General features: G+C 73.1%; 13 protein-coding genes. 1 reads left to right on the plus strand and 12 read right to left on the minus strand.

Going from position 1 to position 17,743, the window contains the following annotated elements; translation table 11 throughout:
- Positions 1-68: 68 nt before the first annotated feature.
- The 12 genes from H7344_RS12050 to H7344_RS12105 form a co-directional block, all read right to left on the minus strand.
- Entirely contained in the window at positions 69-1,562 is a 1,494-nt protein-coding gene (locus H7344_RS12050) for a fused MFS/spermidine synthase (protein ID WP_186346275.1), read from the minus strand.
- Between the two features lie 3 nt (positions 1,563-1,565).
- Positions 1,566-2,852: a thymidine phosphorylase gene (locus H7344_RS12055; RefSeq protein ID WP_186346276.1), complete on the minus strand. Its 1,287-nt coding sequence runs from the start codon at positions 2,850-2,852 to the stop codon at positions 1,566-1,568.
- Positions 2,849-3,268, minus strand: a complete 420-nt coding sequence (locus tag H7344_RS12060) for a cytidine deaminase (protein ID WP_186346277.1) — start codon at positions 3,266-3,268, stop codon at positions 2,849-2,851. Before H7344_RS12060 ends, H7344_RS12055 begins: the two co-directional genes overlap by 4 nt.
- Before the next feature lie 5 nt (positions 3,269-3,273).
- Positions 3,274-4,620 carry an ABC transporter permease gene (locus H7344_RS12065; protein WP_186346278.1) on the minus strand — a complete coding sequence of 449 codons (1,347 nt, stop codon included), beginning with the start codon at positions 4,618-4,620 and terminating at the stop codon, positions 3,274-3,276.
- Positions 4,621-4,628: 8 nt separating this feature from the next.
- Positions 4,629-5,885 (minus strand): ABC transporter permease, encoded by a 1,257-nt coding sequence (locus H7344_RS12070; RefSeq protein ID WP_186346279.1) that lies wholly within the window; start codon positions 5,883-5,885, stop codon positions 4,629-4,631.
- Entirely contained in the window at positions 5,882-7,405 is a 1,524-nt protein-coding gene (locus H7344_RS12075) for an ABC transporter ATP-binding protein (RefSeq protein ID WP_186346280.1), read from the minus strand. The genes H7344_RS12070 and H7344_RS12075 overlap by 4 nt, the downstream gene beginning before the upstream one ends.
- A 170-nt stretch (positions 7,406-7,575) precedes the next feature.
- Positions 7,576-8,667, minus strand: a complete 1,092-nt coding sequence (locus H7344_RS12080; RefSeq protein WP_229707096.1) for a BMP family lipoprotein — start codon at positions 8,665-8,667, stop codon at positions 7,576-7,578.
- Positions 8,668-8,858: 191 nt separating this feature from the next.
- On the minus strand, positions 8,859-10,052 hold the full coding sequence (locus H7344_RS12085) for an amidohydrolase (protein ID WP_186346281.1): 1,194 nt from the start codon (positions 10,050-10,052) through the stop codon (positions 8,859-8,861).
- 143 nt (positions 10,053-10,195) lie between these two features.
- A complete protein-coding gene (locus H7344_RS12090; RefSeq protein WP_186346282.1) occupies positions 10,196-11,275 on the minus strand; it encodes a ScyD/ScyE family protein in 1,080 nt (359 codons plus the stop codon).
- A 99-nt stretch (positions 11,276-11,374) separates the two neighbouring features.
- Positions 11,375-12,385, minus strand: coding sequence for a methylmalonyl Co-A mutase-associated GTPase MeaB (gene meaB, locus H7344_RS12095; protein ID WP_186346283.1), 1,011 nt, complete (start codon positions 12,383-12,385; stop codon positions 11,375-11,377).
- On the minus strand, positions 12,385-14,520 hold the full coding sequence (scpA, locus tag H7344_RS12100) for a methylmalonyl-CoA mutase (RefSeq protein ID WP_222130608.1): 2,136 nt from the start codon (positions 14,518-14,520) through the stop codon (positions 12,385-12,387). The genes meaB and scpA overlap by 1 nt, the downstream gene beginning before the upstream one ends.
- Positions 14,521-14,543: 23 nt before the next feature.
- The gene (locus tag H7344_RS12105) at positions 14,544-16,295 is read right to left on the minus strand and encodes a methylmalonyl-CoA mutase family protein (protein WP_186346285.1); all 1,752 of its coding nucleotides are present in this window, start codon (positions 16,293-16,295) and stop codon (positions 14,544-14,546) included.
- 318 nt (positions 16,296-16,613) lie between these two features.
- Here H7344_RS12105 and H7344_RS12110 point away from each other — a divergent pair, with 318 nt between their 5' ends.
- On the plus strand, positions 16,614-17,741 hold the full coding sequence (locus H7344_RS12110; protein WP_186346286.1) for a glycosyltransferase: 1,128 nt from the start codon (positions 16,614-16,616) through the stop codon (positions 17,739-17,741).
- Positions 17,742-17,743: the final 2 nt, after the last annotated feature.

Consider the following 17,743-nt stretch of genomic DNA (forward strand, 5'->3'; position numbering starts at 1 on the left):
TGGTTCGAACCGGACACACGTCGATGGGCCTGTGCCCGGAACCGCTCCGGTCACAACCTCGGGGCCACTCAGCCCGCGGCGTGGCTGAGCAGCTGGTCGACCGGCGCGTGGTCGTCGGTCAGCACCTCGGCGTGGCCGACCCAGCCGTCGAGGCCGACGCCGGCCCGGGCCTCCCACGCGAGGTCGCGCCCGGCCAGCGAGCGGGTCACCGCGCCGAGGTCGAGCGGGCGGTCCGAGGCGACGACGACGAGGTTGCCGCCGTCGATCCGGCTGAACGCCCCGGGCCGGGCGACGAGGCCGACGTGGGCGAACACCTCGCGCAGGGTCGCCGCCTGCGCGCGGGCGAAGGCGAGCGGTCCGTGGTCGATGAGGTTGGCGACGTACACCCCGTCGTCGCGCAGCACGCGCGACACCTGCTCCATGGCCTCGCGGGTCGTCAGGTGCCACGGCACGCTCACGCCGCCGAACGCGTCGCCGACCACGAGGTCGCGGCTGTCGGCGGGAAGGCGCTCGAGGCCGAGCCGCCCGTCCTCGACACGCACCTGCAGCGCCGGGCCGGTCTCGAGCCCCAGCAGGTCCCGGTCGAGGGCGAGCACGCCCGGGTCGATCTCCGAGACCAGGCTCGTCGTGCCCGGACGCACCTCGGCGAGGTAGCGGGGGAAGGTGAGCCCGCCGCCGCCCAGGTGGTACGCCGCCAGCGGCTCGCCCGCCGGGAAGGCCGTGTCGACGACGGACGCGATCGCCTGGACGTACTCGAACTCCAGGTGGGTGGCATCGTCGAGGTCGACGTAGGAGTGGCGCAGGCCGTCGAGCACCAGCACCCGCCCGGACCCGCCCGGCGGCTCGGCCTCGACCCGGGCGCAGTGGTAGCGCGTCTCCACGTCGCAGCCGCCCGGCGCCAGGACCGCCGCGAGGCCGCCGATGCCGGCGCCGCCGACCAGGAGCGCCAGCGCCGGGGCGGCCGCCCGCCAGCCCCGCACCCGCACGCCGACCACGACCGCCACCAGCACGAGCAGGACGCCGAGCCCGACGAGGATGCCGCTGACCGGCAGGGTCGAGACCAGCACGAACCCGGTGAGCACGGTGCCGACGATCGACCCGGCGGTGCCGATGCCGGAGAGCCGGCCGACGACCGTCCCGGTCTCCGTCAGCGAGGTGAGCGCCAGCTTGGTGACCATCGGCGTGACCGCCGAGAGCAGCGCGCCCGGCACGCCGATGGCGAAAGCGGTGGCGGGCAGCAGCAGCGAGCCGTCACCGGCCTCGGCCGCGCCCCGGACCAGGAACGGTGTGCCGGCGACCACCACCCCCGACACCCCGAGCAGCGGTGCCAGGGCCGCCCGGGGATCGACGACGTCCGCCGCCCGGCCCCCGGCCCACGAGCCGACCGCGATCGCGGTGAGCGCAAGGCCGATCACCAGGGTGTTGGTCTCCAGCGTCAGCCCGAGGTACGGCGCGAGCAGCCGCAGCGCGACGAGCTCGACGACGAGCACCGCCGCCGACGAGCCGAAGACGAGCGCGGCCGACTCCCGGGGTCCGGGAACCGGGCCGCGCCCGCCGCGCACCGGTCAGCCGATCCGGTCGATGACGAGCGGTCCGGGCGTGAAGTCGGTGTCGCCGGCGGCGACCTCGTAGCCGCCCTCGAGCGAGGCGAGCGCCCGCTCGAAGCGGTGCTCGTCGTCGGTGAGCAGCGTGAAGAGCGGCTCGCCCTCGGCGACCCGGTCACCGGGGCGCGCGTGCCAGACGACGCCCGCGCCGGCCTGCACCGGGTCCTCCTTGCGGGCCCGGCCGGCGCCGAGGCGCCAGGCGGCCAGGCCGACCGACATCGCGTCGAGCCGGGTCAGCACACCGGTCGAGGGGGCGGTGACGACGTGCTGCTCGCGCGCGGTGGGCAGCTCCGCGTCGGGGTCCCCGTCCTGGGCGCGGATCATCGCTTTCCAGACGTCCATCGCCGAGCCGTCGGCCAGCTTGTCGGCCGGGTCCACGTCGGTGACGCCTGCACCGGCGAGCATCTCGCGGGCCAGCGCGACGGTGAGCTCGACGACGTCGGCGGGCCCGCCGCCCGCGAGCACCTCGACGGACTCCGCGACCTCGATCGCGTTGCCGGCGGTGCGGCCGAGCGGGACGGACATGTCGGTGAGCAGCGCGGTGGTCCGCACGCCGGCGTCGGTGCCGAGCGCGACCATCGTCTCGGCGAGCTCGCGCGCGCGGGCGACGTCCTTCATGAAGGCGCCGGAGCCGACCTTGACGTCGAGCACGAGCGCGCCGGTGCCCTCGGCGATCTTCTTGCTCATGATCGACGACGCGATGAGCGGGATCGCCTCGACGGTGCCGGTGACGTCGCGCAGGGCGTAGAGCTTCTTGTCCGCGGGGGCCAGGCCCTCGCCGGCGGCGCAGATGACCGCGCCGACCGACTCCAGCTGCTCCATCATCTCGGCGTTGGTCAGCGACGCGCGCCAGCCGGGGATCGCCTCGAGCTTGTCGAGCGTGCCGCCGGTGTGCCCGAGCCCGCGTCCGGAGAGCTGCGGCACCGCCACGCCGCAGGCCGCGACCAGCGGCGCGAGCGGCAGGGTGATCTTGTCGCCGACGCCGCCGGTTGAGTGCTTGTCGGCGGTCGGGCGGGAGAGGGCGGAGAAGTCCATCCGCTCCCCCGACGCGATCATCGCGGCGGTCCACCGGGCGATCTCGCGCTGGTCCATGCCGTTGAGCAGGATCGCCATGGCCAGCGAGGCCATCTGCTCGTCGGCGACGTCGCCACGCGTGTAGGCGTCGACGACCCAGTCGATCTGGGAGTCGCTCAGGGACTGGCGGTCCCGCTTGGCGGTGATCACCTCGACGGCGTCGTGGGTGCTCAAGACTGTTCTCCTCTCGCCAGGTCGTCCGGTCCGAACGCCTGGGGCAGCACCTCGGTCATGGGTCGCACGCCGAGGGGGGTCATCACCTGCAGGTCCGCGCCGCCGTTCTCCCACAGCAGCTGGCGGCAGCGGCCGCACGGCATGATCACCGTGCCCCCGCTGTCGACGCACACGAAGTGGGTCAGCAGCCCGCCACCGGTCATGTGGAGCTGGCTCACCAGCCCGCACTCGGCGCACAGCGTCACGCCGTACCCGGCGTTCTCCACGTTGCACCCCGCCACGGTGCGCCCGTCCTGGACGACCGCGGCGGCGCCGACGGGGTAGCCGGAGTACGGCGCGTACGCGCGCCGCATCGCCGCGACGGCCTGCTCGCGCAGGCCCTCCCAGTCGAACTCCTCGCTCGTGCCCTGGCTCATCGCCGTCACTCCTTCACGTACGGCTCGCCGTCGGCCGCCGGCGGGCGGACCCGGCCGACGAAGCCGGCCACGGCGATGATGGTGGCGAGGTACGGCGCCGCGCCGAGCAGCTCGCCGGGGACCGGCTGCACGAACGACAGCTGGTTCTGCAGGTTCCACATGAAGCCGAAGAACACCGCGGCGAAGGTCGCGCCGACCGGGTGCCAGCGGCCCATGATCACCGCGGCGAGCGCGATGAAGCCGGTGCCGGCCGAGACCTCGCGGTCGAAGGCGCCGGTGGAGCCCACGGTGTAGTAGGCCCCGCCGAGGCCGGCGAAGACGCCGCCGAGGAGCACCGCCTGCCAGCGGACCCGGTTGACCTGGATGCCGACGGTGTCGGCGGCCTTCGGGTGCTCGCCGACCGCGCGGACCCGCAGGCCCCACCGGGTCTGGAAGAGCAGGAAGGTGACGAGCGCGACCGAGGCGTACATCAGGTAGACCAGCAGCGTCTGGTTGAACAGCGCGTCGCCGACGACCGGGATGTCCGCGAGGACCGGGATCTCGATCTTCTCCAGCACCTGCGGGTCGTTGAGCGTCTCCTTGTGGTCGCTCGGGATCTGGCCGAGCAGGAAGCTGGTCAGGCCGGTCGCGAAGGCGACGAGCACGACGCCGAGGACGACCTGGTTGACCCGGTAGCGCAGAGCGAACCAGCCGAGCATCGCCGCGATGAGGACACCGGCGAGGACGCCGCCGAGCAGGCCGAAGACCGCGCACAGGGCGACCGGGATGAAGACCAACGAGCTGTAGGCGATGCTGGAGAACACCGAGGCGAAGAACGCGCCGGAGAGGAACTGCGCCTCGATGGCGATGTTGATGACACCGGCCCGCTCGCACAGGCAGCCGGCCAGCGCGCCCAGCACCAGCGGCGTCGCGATCCGGATGGTGCCCGGGATCGGGTTGGCGATGAAGACCTGGATACCGCCCTCGGCCTGGTCGGTGTAGGCCCACATGAGGAACCCGGCGTAGAACGCCAGCCCCACGAGGATGCCGAGCAGCGCACCCTTCCAGCCGCGCGGGAACCGGTCGAGCGCCGCGAGCACGAGCGCGATCGCGGCGATGACGACCGCGCCCCAGGAGATGTAGGTCGCGTTGCCGTCCTTCGGCACGAACTCGGCGGTGCGCTTCTCACCGAGCAGGTAGGTGAACGCCGGGTCGTCGACCAGCAGCGCGAAGACCACCAGCGACGCGAGCACCAGCCCGAAGGTGATGACCAGGCGCACCTGGCGGCGTACGTCGGCACGGTCGCGGACGGGAGCCTCGGGGGCCCCGGGGCCCGGGCTGGCCGGGGCCGGCCCGGTCGTGGTCGTCGTCATGTCGTCCCTCACCAACCCGTCGCCATCACGTCGGCCTTGCGGCCCTGGCCGCGCAGCCGGAAGATCCCGCGCACCAGCGCCGGCGCCGCCACGAAGAGCACGATCAGCGCCTGCAGCACCTGCGTGAGCTCCGGCGGCACGCCGGCGGCGCCCTGCATGCTCAGGCCGCCCGCGGAGAGCGCGCCGAAGAGCAGGCCGGCGAGCACGGTGCCGAGCGGAGTGGTCCGGCCCAGCAGCGCGACCGTGATCGCGTCGAAGCCGACCGTGCCCGCGACCTGGTCGGTCAGCGAGTCCTGGCGGCCCAGCACGGTCATCGTGGCCGCGAGGCCGGCGAGCATGCCGGCCAGCGCCATCGCCGAGACGTAGACCCGGGCCACGCTCATGCCCGCGGTCCGCGCCGCGTCGGGGTTGGCACCCACCGCGCGCATCTCGAAGCCGAGCGTGCTGCGCTCGAGCAGCCACCACACGAACAGCGCGGCGACGACGGCGAGCAGGACGCCGACGTGCACGCCGGCGATGGTCGGGAACGCGGCGCTGTCGTCGACCGGCGGCGAGAGCAGGTTGTCGCTGTCGGGGCGCTGGAGCGCCTCCTTGCCCAGGAAGTAGAGCATCGTGAAGCGGCCGACGTAGTTGAGCATGATCGTCGTGATCACCTCGTGGGCGCCGGTCCGCGCCTTGAGGATGCCCGCGATCGCGCCCCACGCGGCGCCGGCGACCAGCGCGCCGAGCAGCGCGGCCAGCAGGTGGATGCCCGGCGGCAGGTCGTAGTGGAAGCCGATGAAGCCGCCGACCAGCGCGCCGAGCAGGATCTGGCCCTGCGCGCCGATGTTGAACATGCCGGCGCGGAACGCCAGGCTCACGCCGAGGCCGGCGCAGATCAGCGGCGCGGCCCGCTCGAGGGTGCGGGTCCAGGCGGTGCCGGAGCCGATCGAGCCGGAGATCAGGGCGCGGTAGCCGTCCCAGACCGCCTCGCCGGAGAACTTGAAGAAGTCCCACGGGTAGCTGAAGAAGTAGCTCAGCGACTCCACCACGCGCGGGGTCGAGAACATGATGAGCAGGGCGCCGACGAGCAGCGCCAGCACCACCGCAGCGATGCTGTCGACGACGGTGGGCAGCCAGGAGGTCAGGTCGCGGTCGCGCCCGGCCCCGTTCCTGGCGGCGTCGTTCTTGCCCGCCGGCACGGCGCCCTGGGTGGTCGTGCCCTGGCCCTGGTCGCCGTTGTCCGGGGTGCCCGGGCCGAGCGGGTCCTTCGGGGTCTCGCTCATGCCGCACCGCCGTTCGCGGCCGCAGAGGTGGTGGCCCCGGCCATCATCAGTCCGATCTCCTCACGAGGGATGCTGGGGTCGACGGTGCCGACGATGCGGCCGTCGTACATGACCGCGATGCGGTCGGAGAGCGCGTAGATCTCGTCGAGCTCGGTCGACACGATGATCACGGCGGTGCCGCGGTCGCGCTCGGCGATGATCCGCTTGTGGATGAACTCGATCGAGCCGACGTCCACGCCGCGGGTGGGCTGGGAGGCGATGAGCACCTTCAGCGGGCGGGAGAACTCCCGCGCCACGACGACCTTCTGCTGGTTGCCGCCCGAGAGGGACGCCACCGGCGTCTCCATCGTCTCGGTGCGGATGTCGAACTCCTCGATCCGGTGACGCGCGTTCGCCTCGATCGCGTCGCGCTTCAGCACCGGGCCGCGGGAGAACTCCTCGTTGCGGAACAGGTCGAGCACGAGGTTCTCGCGGACGCTGAAGGAGCCGACGAAGCCGTCGTGCGAACGGTCCTCGGGGACGTAGCCGATGCCCTCCTCCAGGCTCTCGCGCGGGTTGTGCCTGCTGATGTCACGACCGTCGATCCAGACCTGGCCGGCGTCGGGCCGCACCAGGCCGAGCAGCGACTTGATCAGCTCGGTCTGGCCGTTGCCCTGGACGCCCGCGATGCCGAGCACCTCGCCGGCGCGCGCCTCGAAGCTGACGTCCTTGACCACGAGGTGGCCACGCGGGTCGACGACGCTGATCCCACGCGCCTCGAGCACCGCGGCGCCGCTCGTGGCCGGCGCCTTGTCCACGGTCAGCTGCACCGAGCGGCCCACCATCAGCTCGGCCAGCTCGGCCTCGCTGGCCGACGGCTGCGCCGTACCCACGACCTTGCCGCGGCGGATGACGCTGATCCGGTCGCCGATCGCCTTGACCTCGCGCAGCTTGTGGGTGATGAAGATGATCGACGTGCCCTGCTCCTTGAGCCCGCGCATGATCGCCATCAGCTCGTCGATCTCCTGCGGCGTCAGGACCGCCGTGGGCTCGTCGAGGATCAGCACCTTCGCGTCGTTCGCGAGCGCCTTGAGGATCTCCACGCGCTGCTGTACGCCGACCGGGAGGTTCTCGACCAGCGCGTCGGGGTCGACCTTGAGGCCGTAGCGGTCCGAGAGGTCGCGGACCAGGCGCGACGCCGCCTTGCGGTCGAGCACGCCGCGGCGGGTCTGCTCGCGGCCGAGCATGACGTTCTCGGCGACGGTGAAGACGGGGACCAGCATGAAGTGCTGGTGGACCATCCCGATGCCGGCCTCGATCGCCTCACCCGGGGTGGAGAAGGTGACCGGCTCGCCGTCGACCACGATCTGGCCCTCGGTGGGCTCGAGCAGGCCGTAGAGCATGTTCATCAGGGTGGACTTGCCGGCACCGTTCTCGCCGAGGAGGCAGTGGATCTCGCCCGGCTCGACCGTGAGGTCGATGTGGTCGTTGGCCGTGAAGGAGCCGAACCGCTTGGTCAGCCCCTTGATCTCCAGCTTCATGGTCTCCTCGATGTGCCGCGTGGCGCGTCGTTGCACCGCTGGTCACCGGGCCCAGGGCCTCACGGCGACCAGAAGACGATAAGGGGCAGGCCGGGGACGGGTCTCCCCGCCCCGGCCTGCCCCGTGGCCCACCGGGCCCCCGTCGTACGACGGGATCCGGTGGACCGAGGTCACTCGACGGTGATCTCCCCGTCGATGATCTGCTGCTTGAGCTCGTCGATCTTGCTCGAGAGCTCGTCGTCGATGTCAGCCTCCGGGCCGTACGGCGCCAGGCCGACGCCCTCGTTCTCCAGCGTGCCCTCGTAGACCTCGTTGGAGAAGGTGTCCTGGGCGGACTCGAGGATCGCCTGCTCGACGGCGACGTCCATGGCCTTGACGACCGAGGTCAGCAGCACGTCGCAGTACTCGGCGGCCGACTCGCAGCCGTCGGTGTCGACCCAGATGGCCTTGACGTCGTTGTCCTGGGCGGCCTGCAGGCCACCGAGGCCGGCGGGACCGGCGACCGGGAAGATCACGTCGGCACCCTGGGTGATCATCTCCTCGGCGGTGGACTGGCCGAGGGTCTTGTTCTCGAAGTCGTTCGTGAACGAGCCCTCCTGGGTCTCGGGGTTCCACCCGATGACCTGGACGTCGGCGCCCTCGTCCTCGTTGTACTTCTGGACGCCCTGGTAGAAGCCGTTCATGAAGATGGTGACGGTCGGGATGTTGACCCCACCGAAGGTGCCGACGGTGCCGGTCTCGGACTTCGCCGCGGCGAGGTAGCCCGCGAGGAAGGACGGCTCGGCGGTGTTGAAGGTCAGGCCCTTGACGTTCGGGAGCGGCTTCTCGTAGGCGAAGTCGACGATCGCGAAGTCGACGTCCTTGTTCTTCTTCGCCGCGGCCTCGGTCGCGTCGCCGAGCAGGAAGCCGACGGTGGCGATGGTGTTGCAGCCCTGCTGGACCATCTCGTTGATGTTGTCGCCGAACTCCGAGGGAGCGTTGGACTCCACCTCGGCGGTCTGCACGCCGTAGTCCTCGGCGGCCTTGGTCAGGCCGGCGTAGGAGGTCTGGTTGAAGGACTTGTCGTCGAAGCCGCCGGAGTCGGAGACGATGCAGGCCTTGTGGTCGGGGAACTGCTCGCTCGGCGCCTCGGAGGTCGCCTCGCTGGTCGGGGCGGACGAGCTCGGCTCACTCGCGCTTTCGTCGCTGTCGCGCTCACCGCACGCCGTCAGGGAGAGGGCCACCAGCCCGGCCACCATTGCCATACGAGCCGTCTTCTTCACGGCACCTCCTGGAGATGTTGATCTGTCGCTCGCCCCGGACGGGGCACCGGCACACCCTAAGTCCCGGCGACGGCGCCGACGACCGGATCGGTGCCGTCGTGTCCCGGTTGTTACCTCGACCGTGCCGAGCCGTGACCCGCGCCCCGATCCGAGCCCCGACCCGCGCCCGACCGGGCGGCCGGCGCAGCGGGCTAGCGGTCGGTCGCGACGGCGGCGGCCGCCGCACCCGCGAGGACGCGGGCGCCGATGCCGATCGCCCGCTCGTCGACGCGCAGGTCGCCCTGGTGCAGGTCGTACGTCGGGCCGCCCGGGGTGCGCGTGCCGAGTCGCATCATCGCGCCGGGCACCTGGTCGAGGTACCAGCCGAAGTCCTCGCCGCCGAGGCTCTGCGGCGCGACCACCTGGCCACCGTCGCCGAGCACCTCGTGGACGGTGCGGGCGAGGATCCGGTTGGAGACCGGCTCGTTGACCACCGGCGGCACGCCGCGCTGGTAGTCCACGACCGCGGTCACGCCGTACGGCGCCACGATCTCGTGCACGACCTCGCGCACGATCCGCTCGCAGTCGGCCCAGGCGACCGCGTCGAGGATGCGGACCGTGCCCGCGAGCGCGCCGACGTCGGGGATGACGTTGGGTGCGGCGCCCGCGCGGACCATGCCCCACACGACCGAGACGCCGGCCCGGGGGTCCATCCGCCGGCTCAGCACGGCGGGGAGCTCGGTGGTCACCTTGGCGAGCGCGAAGGTCAGGTCCCCGGTCAGGTGCGGTCGGCTGGTGTGGCCGCCCCGCCCCTCCAGCCGGACCTCGACCCGGTCTGCCGCGCTGGTCAGCGGCCCGAGCCGGAGCCCGACCTGGCCCACGTCGACGCCGGGGTCGCAGTGCAGGGCGAAGATCCGGTCGACGTCGTCGAGGACGCCCAGGCTCATCAGGTGCACCGCCCCGCCGGGCATGACCTCCTCGGCGGGCTGGAACACCACCCGGACCCGGCCCCCGAGCAGCCCCTCCTCGTGCACCCGCGCCAGCGCGAGCGCGGCGCCGACGGCGGCCGTGGTGTGCACGTCGTGACCGCAGGCGTGCGCGACGTCCGGCACGGTGCTGCGCCACGGGTCCTCGGTGACGTCGTGCACCGGCAGCGCGTCCATGTCGGCCCGCAGCGCGGCCACCGGGCCGCCCTCGCCGATCTCGGCGACGACGCCGGACCGCGGCATCCGCCGGACCCGCCAGCCGACCTCCTGCACCCGCTCCGCGACCAGGGCGGAGGTGCGCTCCTCGTGCCAGGACAGCTCCGGGTGGGCGTGCAGGTCACGACGCAGGTCGACGAGCTCCGCCTCGTGCTTCTCGACGACCTCGCGGATCAGCTCGTGCACGCGGGGGTCCCTGGTCATCAGGCCTCCCAGGTTAGTCCCCCGGCTCGCACGCCCCGCTCGACCACCCAGGAGCGGGACCCCTCCCGCCTCGTGCTGCCGGGCGAGCGCCGGGGCTCACGGTGGGCATCACGAGGCGGGAGGGGTGTGGCAGCAGTCGCGGATCAGAGGCCGAAGCGCATGACCTTGCCGTTGGGGGTGTCGCCCGGCTCGCCGGACATGCCGGTCATCGCGTTGGTGGTGGCCCACAGCGAGCCGCCCTTGATCTCCAGCCCGGCCGGCATCGCCGCCTTGCGGAACAGCTGCGGGGTGTCGGTGCCGGCGGCGACCTTGAGGATGCGCCCGGTGAAGATCTCGCTCACGTAGACGTCGCCGTTGCGGGCGACGGCCAGGCCGGTGGTGCTGATGAACCCGCCGGCGACCTTGGTGACGTCGCCGGTCGCCGGGTCGATGCGGAGCACCGAGCCGTTGGCGCCCAGGCTGCCGTCCTCCGGACCGCCGGGCAGGCTGGTGACGTAGAGGTCGCCGTCGGGGCCGACCTCGATGTCGGTGGGCACGCCCTCGAGGGCCATGGTCTTGCCTGCGACGCACTCGGGCAGCTCCAGCGCCTCGGCGGCCTCGGCCGGGACGACGACCTCGACCGGCGGCAGCGCGGCCACCGGGGTCACCTCGCCGCCGGCGATCTTGAAGATCGCGTTGGCGCCGGCGTCGGCGACGTACACCGTGCTGCCCGCGACCGCGGTGGCGTAGGGGTGCGTCTCGACGATGCCCTCGTACTCCTGGAGGAACGGCGGCACCTCGCAGCCCTCGTCGAGGTCCTGCAACCCGTAGACGGTGCTTCCGTCGGGGTTCAGCGCGCGCTCAGCGGCACCGATGTCGCCGATGGTGCGCGTCCTGCCCTTCCGGACCTGGCGGACGATGCCGCCCTCGTTCTCGCCCCACGACACGGCGTAGGTGATGACGTTGTCGGTGACGTCGACCGCGCCGATCTCGCGGCCCTCCATCGCCTTGGCGACGACGACCGGCTTCTTGCCCTTCTTGACCTTCATCAGCTGGCCGGCGAAGTTCTGGGACACGAACGCGGCGCCGTTCGACTTCACGGCGAGGCTGAGCGGGCTGAACAGCTTGCTGGCGACGACCTGCTTGTCACCGGCGGCGGCCGTGGGGGCGGCGGACGCGGCGGCGGCCGGCACGGCGAGCGCGAGGGTGGCGACCGAGGCGGCGGCGAGGGTGGTGCGCTTCATGGGGTTCCTCCAGGAGGGGTGGCTGGAGTCCCGATCCTGGGCGGCCCGCCGTCCCGGCCGCATGAGTCAGATGTCCCATCTTCGAGGGACCCGTCCGGGTCAGTTCCCGGGGGTGGGGGATGCCCCGGATGGAACCGCGTCGTAGGCCGCGAGGATCCGGTCGGCGGCCACCGTGGCGGGCAGGTCGCCGGCCAGCACGGCGGCCCGGACCTCCTCGCGGACGGCCCGCACCGCGGGTGAGTGCCGCAGCCGCTGGTCGAGCTCGTCGCGGACCATCGCCCAGGTGAAGTCGAGCTGCTGCTCCGCGCGCTTGCGGGCCAGCCCGTCGGCGCCGAGGTGCTCGCGGTGGGCCAGGACGCGGTCCCACAGGTCGTCGACGCCGACGTCGGTCAGGCCCGAGCAGGTCACCACCGGGGGCGCCCACTCCTCCATCCCGCGGACCATTCGCAGCGCGCCGGCCAGGTCGCGCGCGGCCACGCGAGCCTCGCCCTCGCGGTCGCCGTCGGCCTTGTTGACCGCGATGACGTCGGCGATCTCGAGGATGCCCTTCTTGATGCCCTGCAGCTGGTCACCGGTGCGCGCCAGCGTCAGGAAGAGGAAGGTGTCGACCATCCCCGCGACGGTGACCTCCGACTGCCCCACGCCGACCGTCTCCACCAGCACCACGTCGTACGACGCCGCCTCGAGCACCGCCATCGCCTGCACCGTCGCGCGGGCGACGCCGCCGAGGGTGCCCGCGCTGGGCGAGGGCCGGATGAACGCTGCCGGATCGGAGGCGAGTCGGCCCATCCGGGTCTTGTCGCCGAGCACCGACCCACCGGTGCGCACCGACGACGGGTCGACGGCGAGCACCCCGACCCGGTGGCCGGCCGCGGTCAGCCGGCTGCCGAGCGACTCGATGAACGTCGACTTCCCGACCCCGGGCACGCCCGAGATGCCGACCCGGACGACGTCGCCGCCGCCCGAGTCGTCCGCGAGCTCGGTCAACAGCTCCCGGGCGAGCGCCCGGTGCTGCGGGCGCGAGGACTCCACCAGCGTGATCGCCTGCGAGACCGCGGCCCGCTTGCCGGACCGGATCCCCTCGACGAGCGTCGGGACGTCCGGCGGCATCAGTGACCGAGCTGCTCGCGCAACCGGGCCAGCAGGTCGAGCGCGGACTCGGCGATGACGGTGCCGGGCAGGAACACCGCGGCCGCCCCCATCTCCGTCAGCGTCGGCACGTCGTCGGGCGGGATCACGCCGCCGATCACGACCATGATGTCGGACCGGCCCTGCTCGGCGAGCGCGTCGCGCAGCGCCGGCAGGAGGGTGAGGTGGCCCGCGGCGAGCGAGCTGACACCGACGATGTGGACGTCGGCGTCGACCGCCTGCTGCGCGACCTCCTCGGGCGTGGAGAACAGCGGCCCCACGTCGACGTCGAAGCCCATGTCGGCGAAGGCGGACACGATGACCTTCTGGCCCCGGTCGTGGCCGTCTTGACCCATCTTCGCGACGAGGATGCGGGGCCGGCGGCCCTCGTTCTCCTCGAACTCCGCGGTGGCGTCGAGGACCTGCTGGACCAGGGTGCCGTCGCCCTCGCCGGCGGTGTCGCGATACACGCCGCTGATCGTACGGATGACGGCCTGGTGCCGGCCGTAGACCTTCTCCAGCGCCTCGGAGATCTCCCCGACGGTGGCCTTCGCGCGGGCCGCGTCGACGGCGAGCCCGAGCAGGTTGCCGTCGAGGCCCTGCCCCGCGCCCCGCTCCGCGCTGTTCGTCAGCGCCTCGAGCGCACGGCGTACCGCGTCGTCGTCGCGCTCGGCGCGCAGCCGATCGAGCTTGGCGACCTGCTGGCGGTAGACGTCGTCGTTGTCGACCTTGAGGACGTCGAGCTTGTCCTCGGCGGCCAGCCGGTAGGTGTTGACGCCGATGACCTTCTGGGCGCCGGAGTCGATCCGCGCCTGGGTGCGGGCCGCGGCCTCCTCGATGCGCATCTTCGGGATGCCCTGCTCGATGGCCTTGGCCATGCCGCCGGCCTGCTCGGCCTCCTGGATGTGGGCCCACGCGCGCTCGGCGATGTCGTGGGTCAGCCGCTCGACGTAGTAGGAGCCGGCCCAGGGGTCGATCGTCCCGGTCGTGCCGCTCTCCTGCTGCAGCAGCAGCTGGGTGTTGCGGGCGATGCGCGCGGAGAAGTCGGTCGGCAGGGCGATCGCCTCGTCCAGCGCGTTGGTGTGCAGCGACTGGGTGTGGCCCTGGGTCGCGGCCATCGCCTCGATCGCGGTGCGCTGGACGTTGTTGAACACGTCCTGGGCGGTCAGCGACCAGCCGGAGGTCTGGCTGTGCGTGCGCAGGCTCAGCGACTTGGGGTTCTGCGGGTCGAACTGGCGCACCAGGCGCGACCACAGCGCGCGGGCGGCGCGCATCTTGGCGACCTCCATGTAGAAGTTCATGCCGATCGCCCAGAAGAAGCTCAGGCGCGGCGCGAACTGGTCGATGGTCAGCCCGCTCTCGAGGCCGGCGCGGATGTACTCCACGCCGTCGGCCAGCGTGTAGGCCAGCTCCAGGTCGGCGGTCGCCCCGGCCTCCTGCATGTGGTAGCCGGAGATCGAGATCGAGTTGAACCGCGGCATCCGCTGGCTGGTGAACGCGAAGATGTCGGAGATGATCCGCATCGACGGCGCCGGCGGGTAGATGTAGGTGTTGCGGACCATGAACTCCTTGAGGATGTCGTTCTGGATCGTCCCCGCGAGCTGCTCCGGCTTCACCCCCTGCTCCTCGGCCGCCGCGATGTAGAGCGCGAGCACCGGCAGGACGGCGCCGTTCATGGTCATCGACACCGACATCTCGTCGAGCGGGATGCCGTCGAAGAGGGTTCGGGTGTCGTAGATCGAGTCGATCGCCACGCCGGCCATGCCGACGTCGCCGCGCACGCGCGGGTGGTCGGAGTCGTAGCCGCGGTGGGTCGCGAGGTCGAAGGCGACCGAGAGGCCCTTCTGGCCGGCCGCGAGGTTGCGGCGGTAGAAGGCGTTGGACTCCTCGGCGGTGGAGAAGCCGGCGTACTGCCGGATCGTCCACGGCTGGGTGGTGTACATCGTCGGGTAGGGCCCGCGCAGGAACGGGCTCAGACCGGGAAGCGTGTCGAGCGCGTCCAGGCCGGCGATGTCGCCCTCGGTGTAGACGGGCTTGATCTCGATGCCCTCGGGCGAGGTCCACGCCTCGGCCGGGGCCGGCGTCGACGGCGCGCCCGCGCCACCGGTCAACGGCAGGCCGGCGAAGCTCTTCGGGACGGTCACTGGAGCTGCTCCCTCGTGCGGGTCAGGAACGCGAGGGCGTCGACGCCCATCGCGCAGGAGTCGTCGACACCGTCGCGCGGCTTGCCCGCGACGATGACGTGGCGCGCGCCGGCCTCGCGCAGGGCGGGCACCAGCTGGTCGGCCCACTCGTCGTACGCCGCGTCGGAGCCGGCGAGGCAGACCACCGGGGTCGCGCCACCGGAGGTGTACGCCGCCACGACCTCGTCCACGCCGCCGGTCGGTCCGGCCACCTCGACGGCGATCCCGCCGGCGGCCAGCAGGTTGGTGGCGAAGGTCGCGCGGGCGGTGTGCGCCGCGACCGTGCCCATCGTCGCGAGGAACACCGGCCGGGCCGCCGGGGCGTCGCGCAGCTCCTCGAAGGCGGCGCCGTAGCGGCGGACCGCGTCGGCGGCCGCGTCCGGAGCCCGCTCCGGCAGCTGCTCGGCGAGGTTCGGGAACTCGGTGAGCCCCGTGATCGGCCGCTTGCGGGTGGCGACCTCGCGCTCGCGGCGGGCCACGGTCTCGGCGATGGCGTCGTCGAGGGACTCCCCCGCGTCGAGTCGGCCGAGCACGTCCCACCCGGCGACCGCGAGGTCGTCGGTGAGCTTCTCCACGGCGTACGCACCACCCGCGGGGTCGGCGACCTTGGCGACGAGCGCCTCGTCGACCAGCAGGTGCGAGGTGTTGCGGGCGATGCGGCGGCCGAAGGCGTCCGGCCGGCCCAGCGGGCTGTCGAACGGCAGCACCGTGACGGCGTCCGCGCCGCCGACGCCGGCCGCGAAGGAGGCGACGGTCGTGCGGAGCATGTTCACGTAGGGGTCGTACTTGCTCATCATCGGCCGGCTGGTCACCACGTGCTGGCGCTGCTCGGCCGGGGCCGCCTCGCTCAGCTCGAGCACGCGCGCCCACAGGCGGCGGGCAGCGCGGAGCTTGGCGATGGTCGGGAACTGCTCGTCGGTCGCGGCGTACCGGAACTCCACCAGCCGCGCCGCGTCGTCGACGCCGAACCCGGCCCCGGTCAGGACGCGCAGCACGCGGGCGGCGACCCACATCGAGTAGCCGAGCTCCTGGGCGTCGGACGCACCGAGGTCGTGGGCGACCGTCGCGTCGACGACGACCCCGAGCACGCCCTTGTCGAGCGCGAGGCGCGCGACGGCGACGAGGTCCTCGTCGGAGGCGCGGCCGTCGACGCCGAGGTTGGTGCCGTCGGCCGGCGTGGTGCCGCCGAGGTGGGCGAGGAACGCCTCGGCCACCGCGACCGGGGCGGTCGGTGCGTCGAGGACGACCGGCGCCAGGTCGAGCAGCACGCCCTCGAGCAGCGCCAGCAGGTCGGTGTCTGCGTCGGCGGTGACCCACAGCGACGCGACGCCACCGTCCAGGTCGACGAGCCCCTCCTCGTTGGCCTGCTTCGCCGGCACGCCGGTCGCACCCAGGTGCGCCCGCACGTCCCACGGCCCGACGCGCGTCGGGCGGCCGCTGGTGCTCAGCCCCTCCAGCAGCGCGGGCGTGCCGAGCGGCGTGACCTCGATGCCGTCGAGCGTGGTGCGGGTGAGCTTCGTCCACACCGCGTCGTCGGGGTCGTCGTCCTTGAGCCGGCGGGACTTGCGCAGCACCGCGGCGGCGGCCTGCTCCCAGTCCTGGACCGTCCACCGGTCGCCGTCGCCGGCCAGGTCGAGCGTGCCCTGCTCCGGCTCCAGCTCGGTCGGCTCGTCGAGGCCGCCCTCCACCGCGCCTTGGGGTTGCGTCATGGTGCGAACGATAAGGACGCCGACGTGACGGTGGCCACCGAGTGTGACGTTTTCGACCCGGCCCGCGGCTGTCCGCGCCGCAGGTCACGGGGCGCAGGGGTCACCGGTTAACCGGTGACCCCTGCATATATCGGGGGAGATCTGCCCCGATATGTGCAGGACTCCCCTGAGATGTGGGCGGCGCAGCGGGCGGGCCAGGGGCGCTCCACGTCACTGGCGACGCGACCGCAGGACGTCCGTCCCGACGAGCGAGCGGTGTTCACGTGCCGTGCACGCGCTTGCAGCCACCGGGCCACCCGGGGCCGGGATGGTGGCGGCATGCGGATCACGTTGGTGACCGAGTCCTGCCAGCCGGTGGGCGAGCCGACGCTCAAGGCGACGACGGACCGGCTCGTCGACCTCGGCCACGACGTACGACTGGTCGCACCCGCGCCCGGCATGACCGACTACCGGCGGTGCCGGGTCGACCGGGTGACGCCGCTGGACCGCCGGGGCACCCAGGTGCGGGCGGCGATCGACGCCCACCGGCCGGACGTGGTGCACGTGACCGACCCCGGCCCGCTCGGCCGGCGGGCGCTCGCCCACGCCCGCCGCCGGGGGATCCCGACCCTGGTGGTGCAGCAGCAGGCCGTGCCCGCGGCCTCGCTCGACCGGTGGCGCCTGCGGGTCGGCGCCCGAGCCGACCGCGTCGTCGTCACCGCCCGCTGGCACGCCGACCGGCTCGCCGAGGCCGGGGTCCGGGCGGAGACCTGGCTGCCCGGCGTCGACACCGCCGCCTTCAGCCCCGCGCTGCGCGACCCGTGGCTGCACGACCGGTGGGCGCGGGCGCGCTCGGCCGAGGGCCCGCTGGTCGTGGTCGGGTACGTCGGCGGGCTGCACAAGCGTCACGGCGTACGCCACCTGGCCGCCCTCGGCCAGGTCCCCGGCATCCGCCCGGTGCTCGTCGGCGACGGCCCGCAGCGGCAGTGGCTGGCCACCCGTCTGCCCGGCGCGAAGGTCACCGGGCCTCTCGCCCCGGGCGACCTCGCCGTCGCGATGGCCAGCCTCGACGTGCTGGTCCACCCCGGCGAGGAGGAGACCTGCTGCCACGCGCTGCGCGCGGCCGGCGCGAGCGGCGTGCCGGTGGTGGCACCCCGATCCGGAGGTGCCCGCGAGCTGGTCCGCCCGCTCGAGACCGGTCTGCTGCACCCGCCCGGTGACCCGCTCGGCCTGGCACGGGCCGTGGCGGTCCTGGCCGGCGACCGGCACCGCGCGCTGCTGGGTCGGCGGGCTCGCGAGCTGGCCACCACGCGCTCCTGGCCCGATGCCGTCGACGAGCTCGTGGAGCGGCACCTCGCACCGCTGGCCGCGGCGTCGACCGGGCGGCGTGCACCCCGCGAAGGCCGGCCGGTGACCATCCCCGGCTCGACGACCGACCGAGCGCCGAAGTTCCTGACCCGCCGGTAACA

The sequence above is a fragment of the Nocardioides deserti genome (genome assembly GCF_014266025.1).
In the GTDB taxonomy this organism is placed as follows: Bacteria; Actinomycetota; Actinomycetes; order Propionibacteriales; family Nocardioidaceae; genus Nocardioides; species Nocardioides deserti.

Bases quoted from the DNA above. Each gene is read 5' to 3' on its own strand.
- H7344_RS12060 (WP_186346277.1), bottom strand. From the start codon at position 3,268: ATGAGCCAGGGCACGAGCGAGGAGTTCGACTGGGAGGGCCTGCGCGAG.
- H7344_RS12065 (WP_186346278.1), bottom strand. From the start codon at position 4,620: ATGACGACGACCACGACCGGGCCGGCCCCGGCCAGCCCGGGCCCCGGG.
- H7344_RS12070 (WP_186346279.1), bottom strand. From the start codon at position 5,885: ATGAGCGAGACCCCGAAGGACCCGCTCGGCCCGGGCACCCCGGACAAC.
- H7344_RS12075 (WP_186346280.1), bottom strand. From the start codon at position 7,405: ATGAAGCTGGAGATCAAGGGGCTGACCAAGCGGTTCGGCTCCTTCACG.
- H7344_RS12085 (WP_186346281.1), bottom strand. From the start codon at position 10,052: ATGACCAGGGACCCCCGCGTGCACGAGCTGATCCGCGAGGTCGTCGAG.
- H7344_RS12090 (WP_186346282.1), bottom strand. From the start codon at position 11,275: ATGAAGCGCACCACCCTCGCCGCCGCCTCGGTCGCCACCCTCGCGCTC.
- meaB (WP_186346283.1), bottom strand. From the start codon at position 12,385: ATGCCGCCGGACGTCCCGACGCTCGTCGAGGGGATCCGGTCCGGCAAG.
- H7344_RS12105 (WP_186346285.1), bottom strand. From the start codon at position 16,295: ATGACGCAACCCCAAGGCGCGGTGGAGGGCGGCCTCGACGAGCCGACC.
- H7344_RS12110 (WP_186346286.1), top strand. From the start codon at position 16,614: ATGCGGATCACGTTGGTGACCGAGTCCTGCCAGCCGGTGGGCGAGCCG.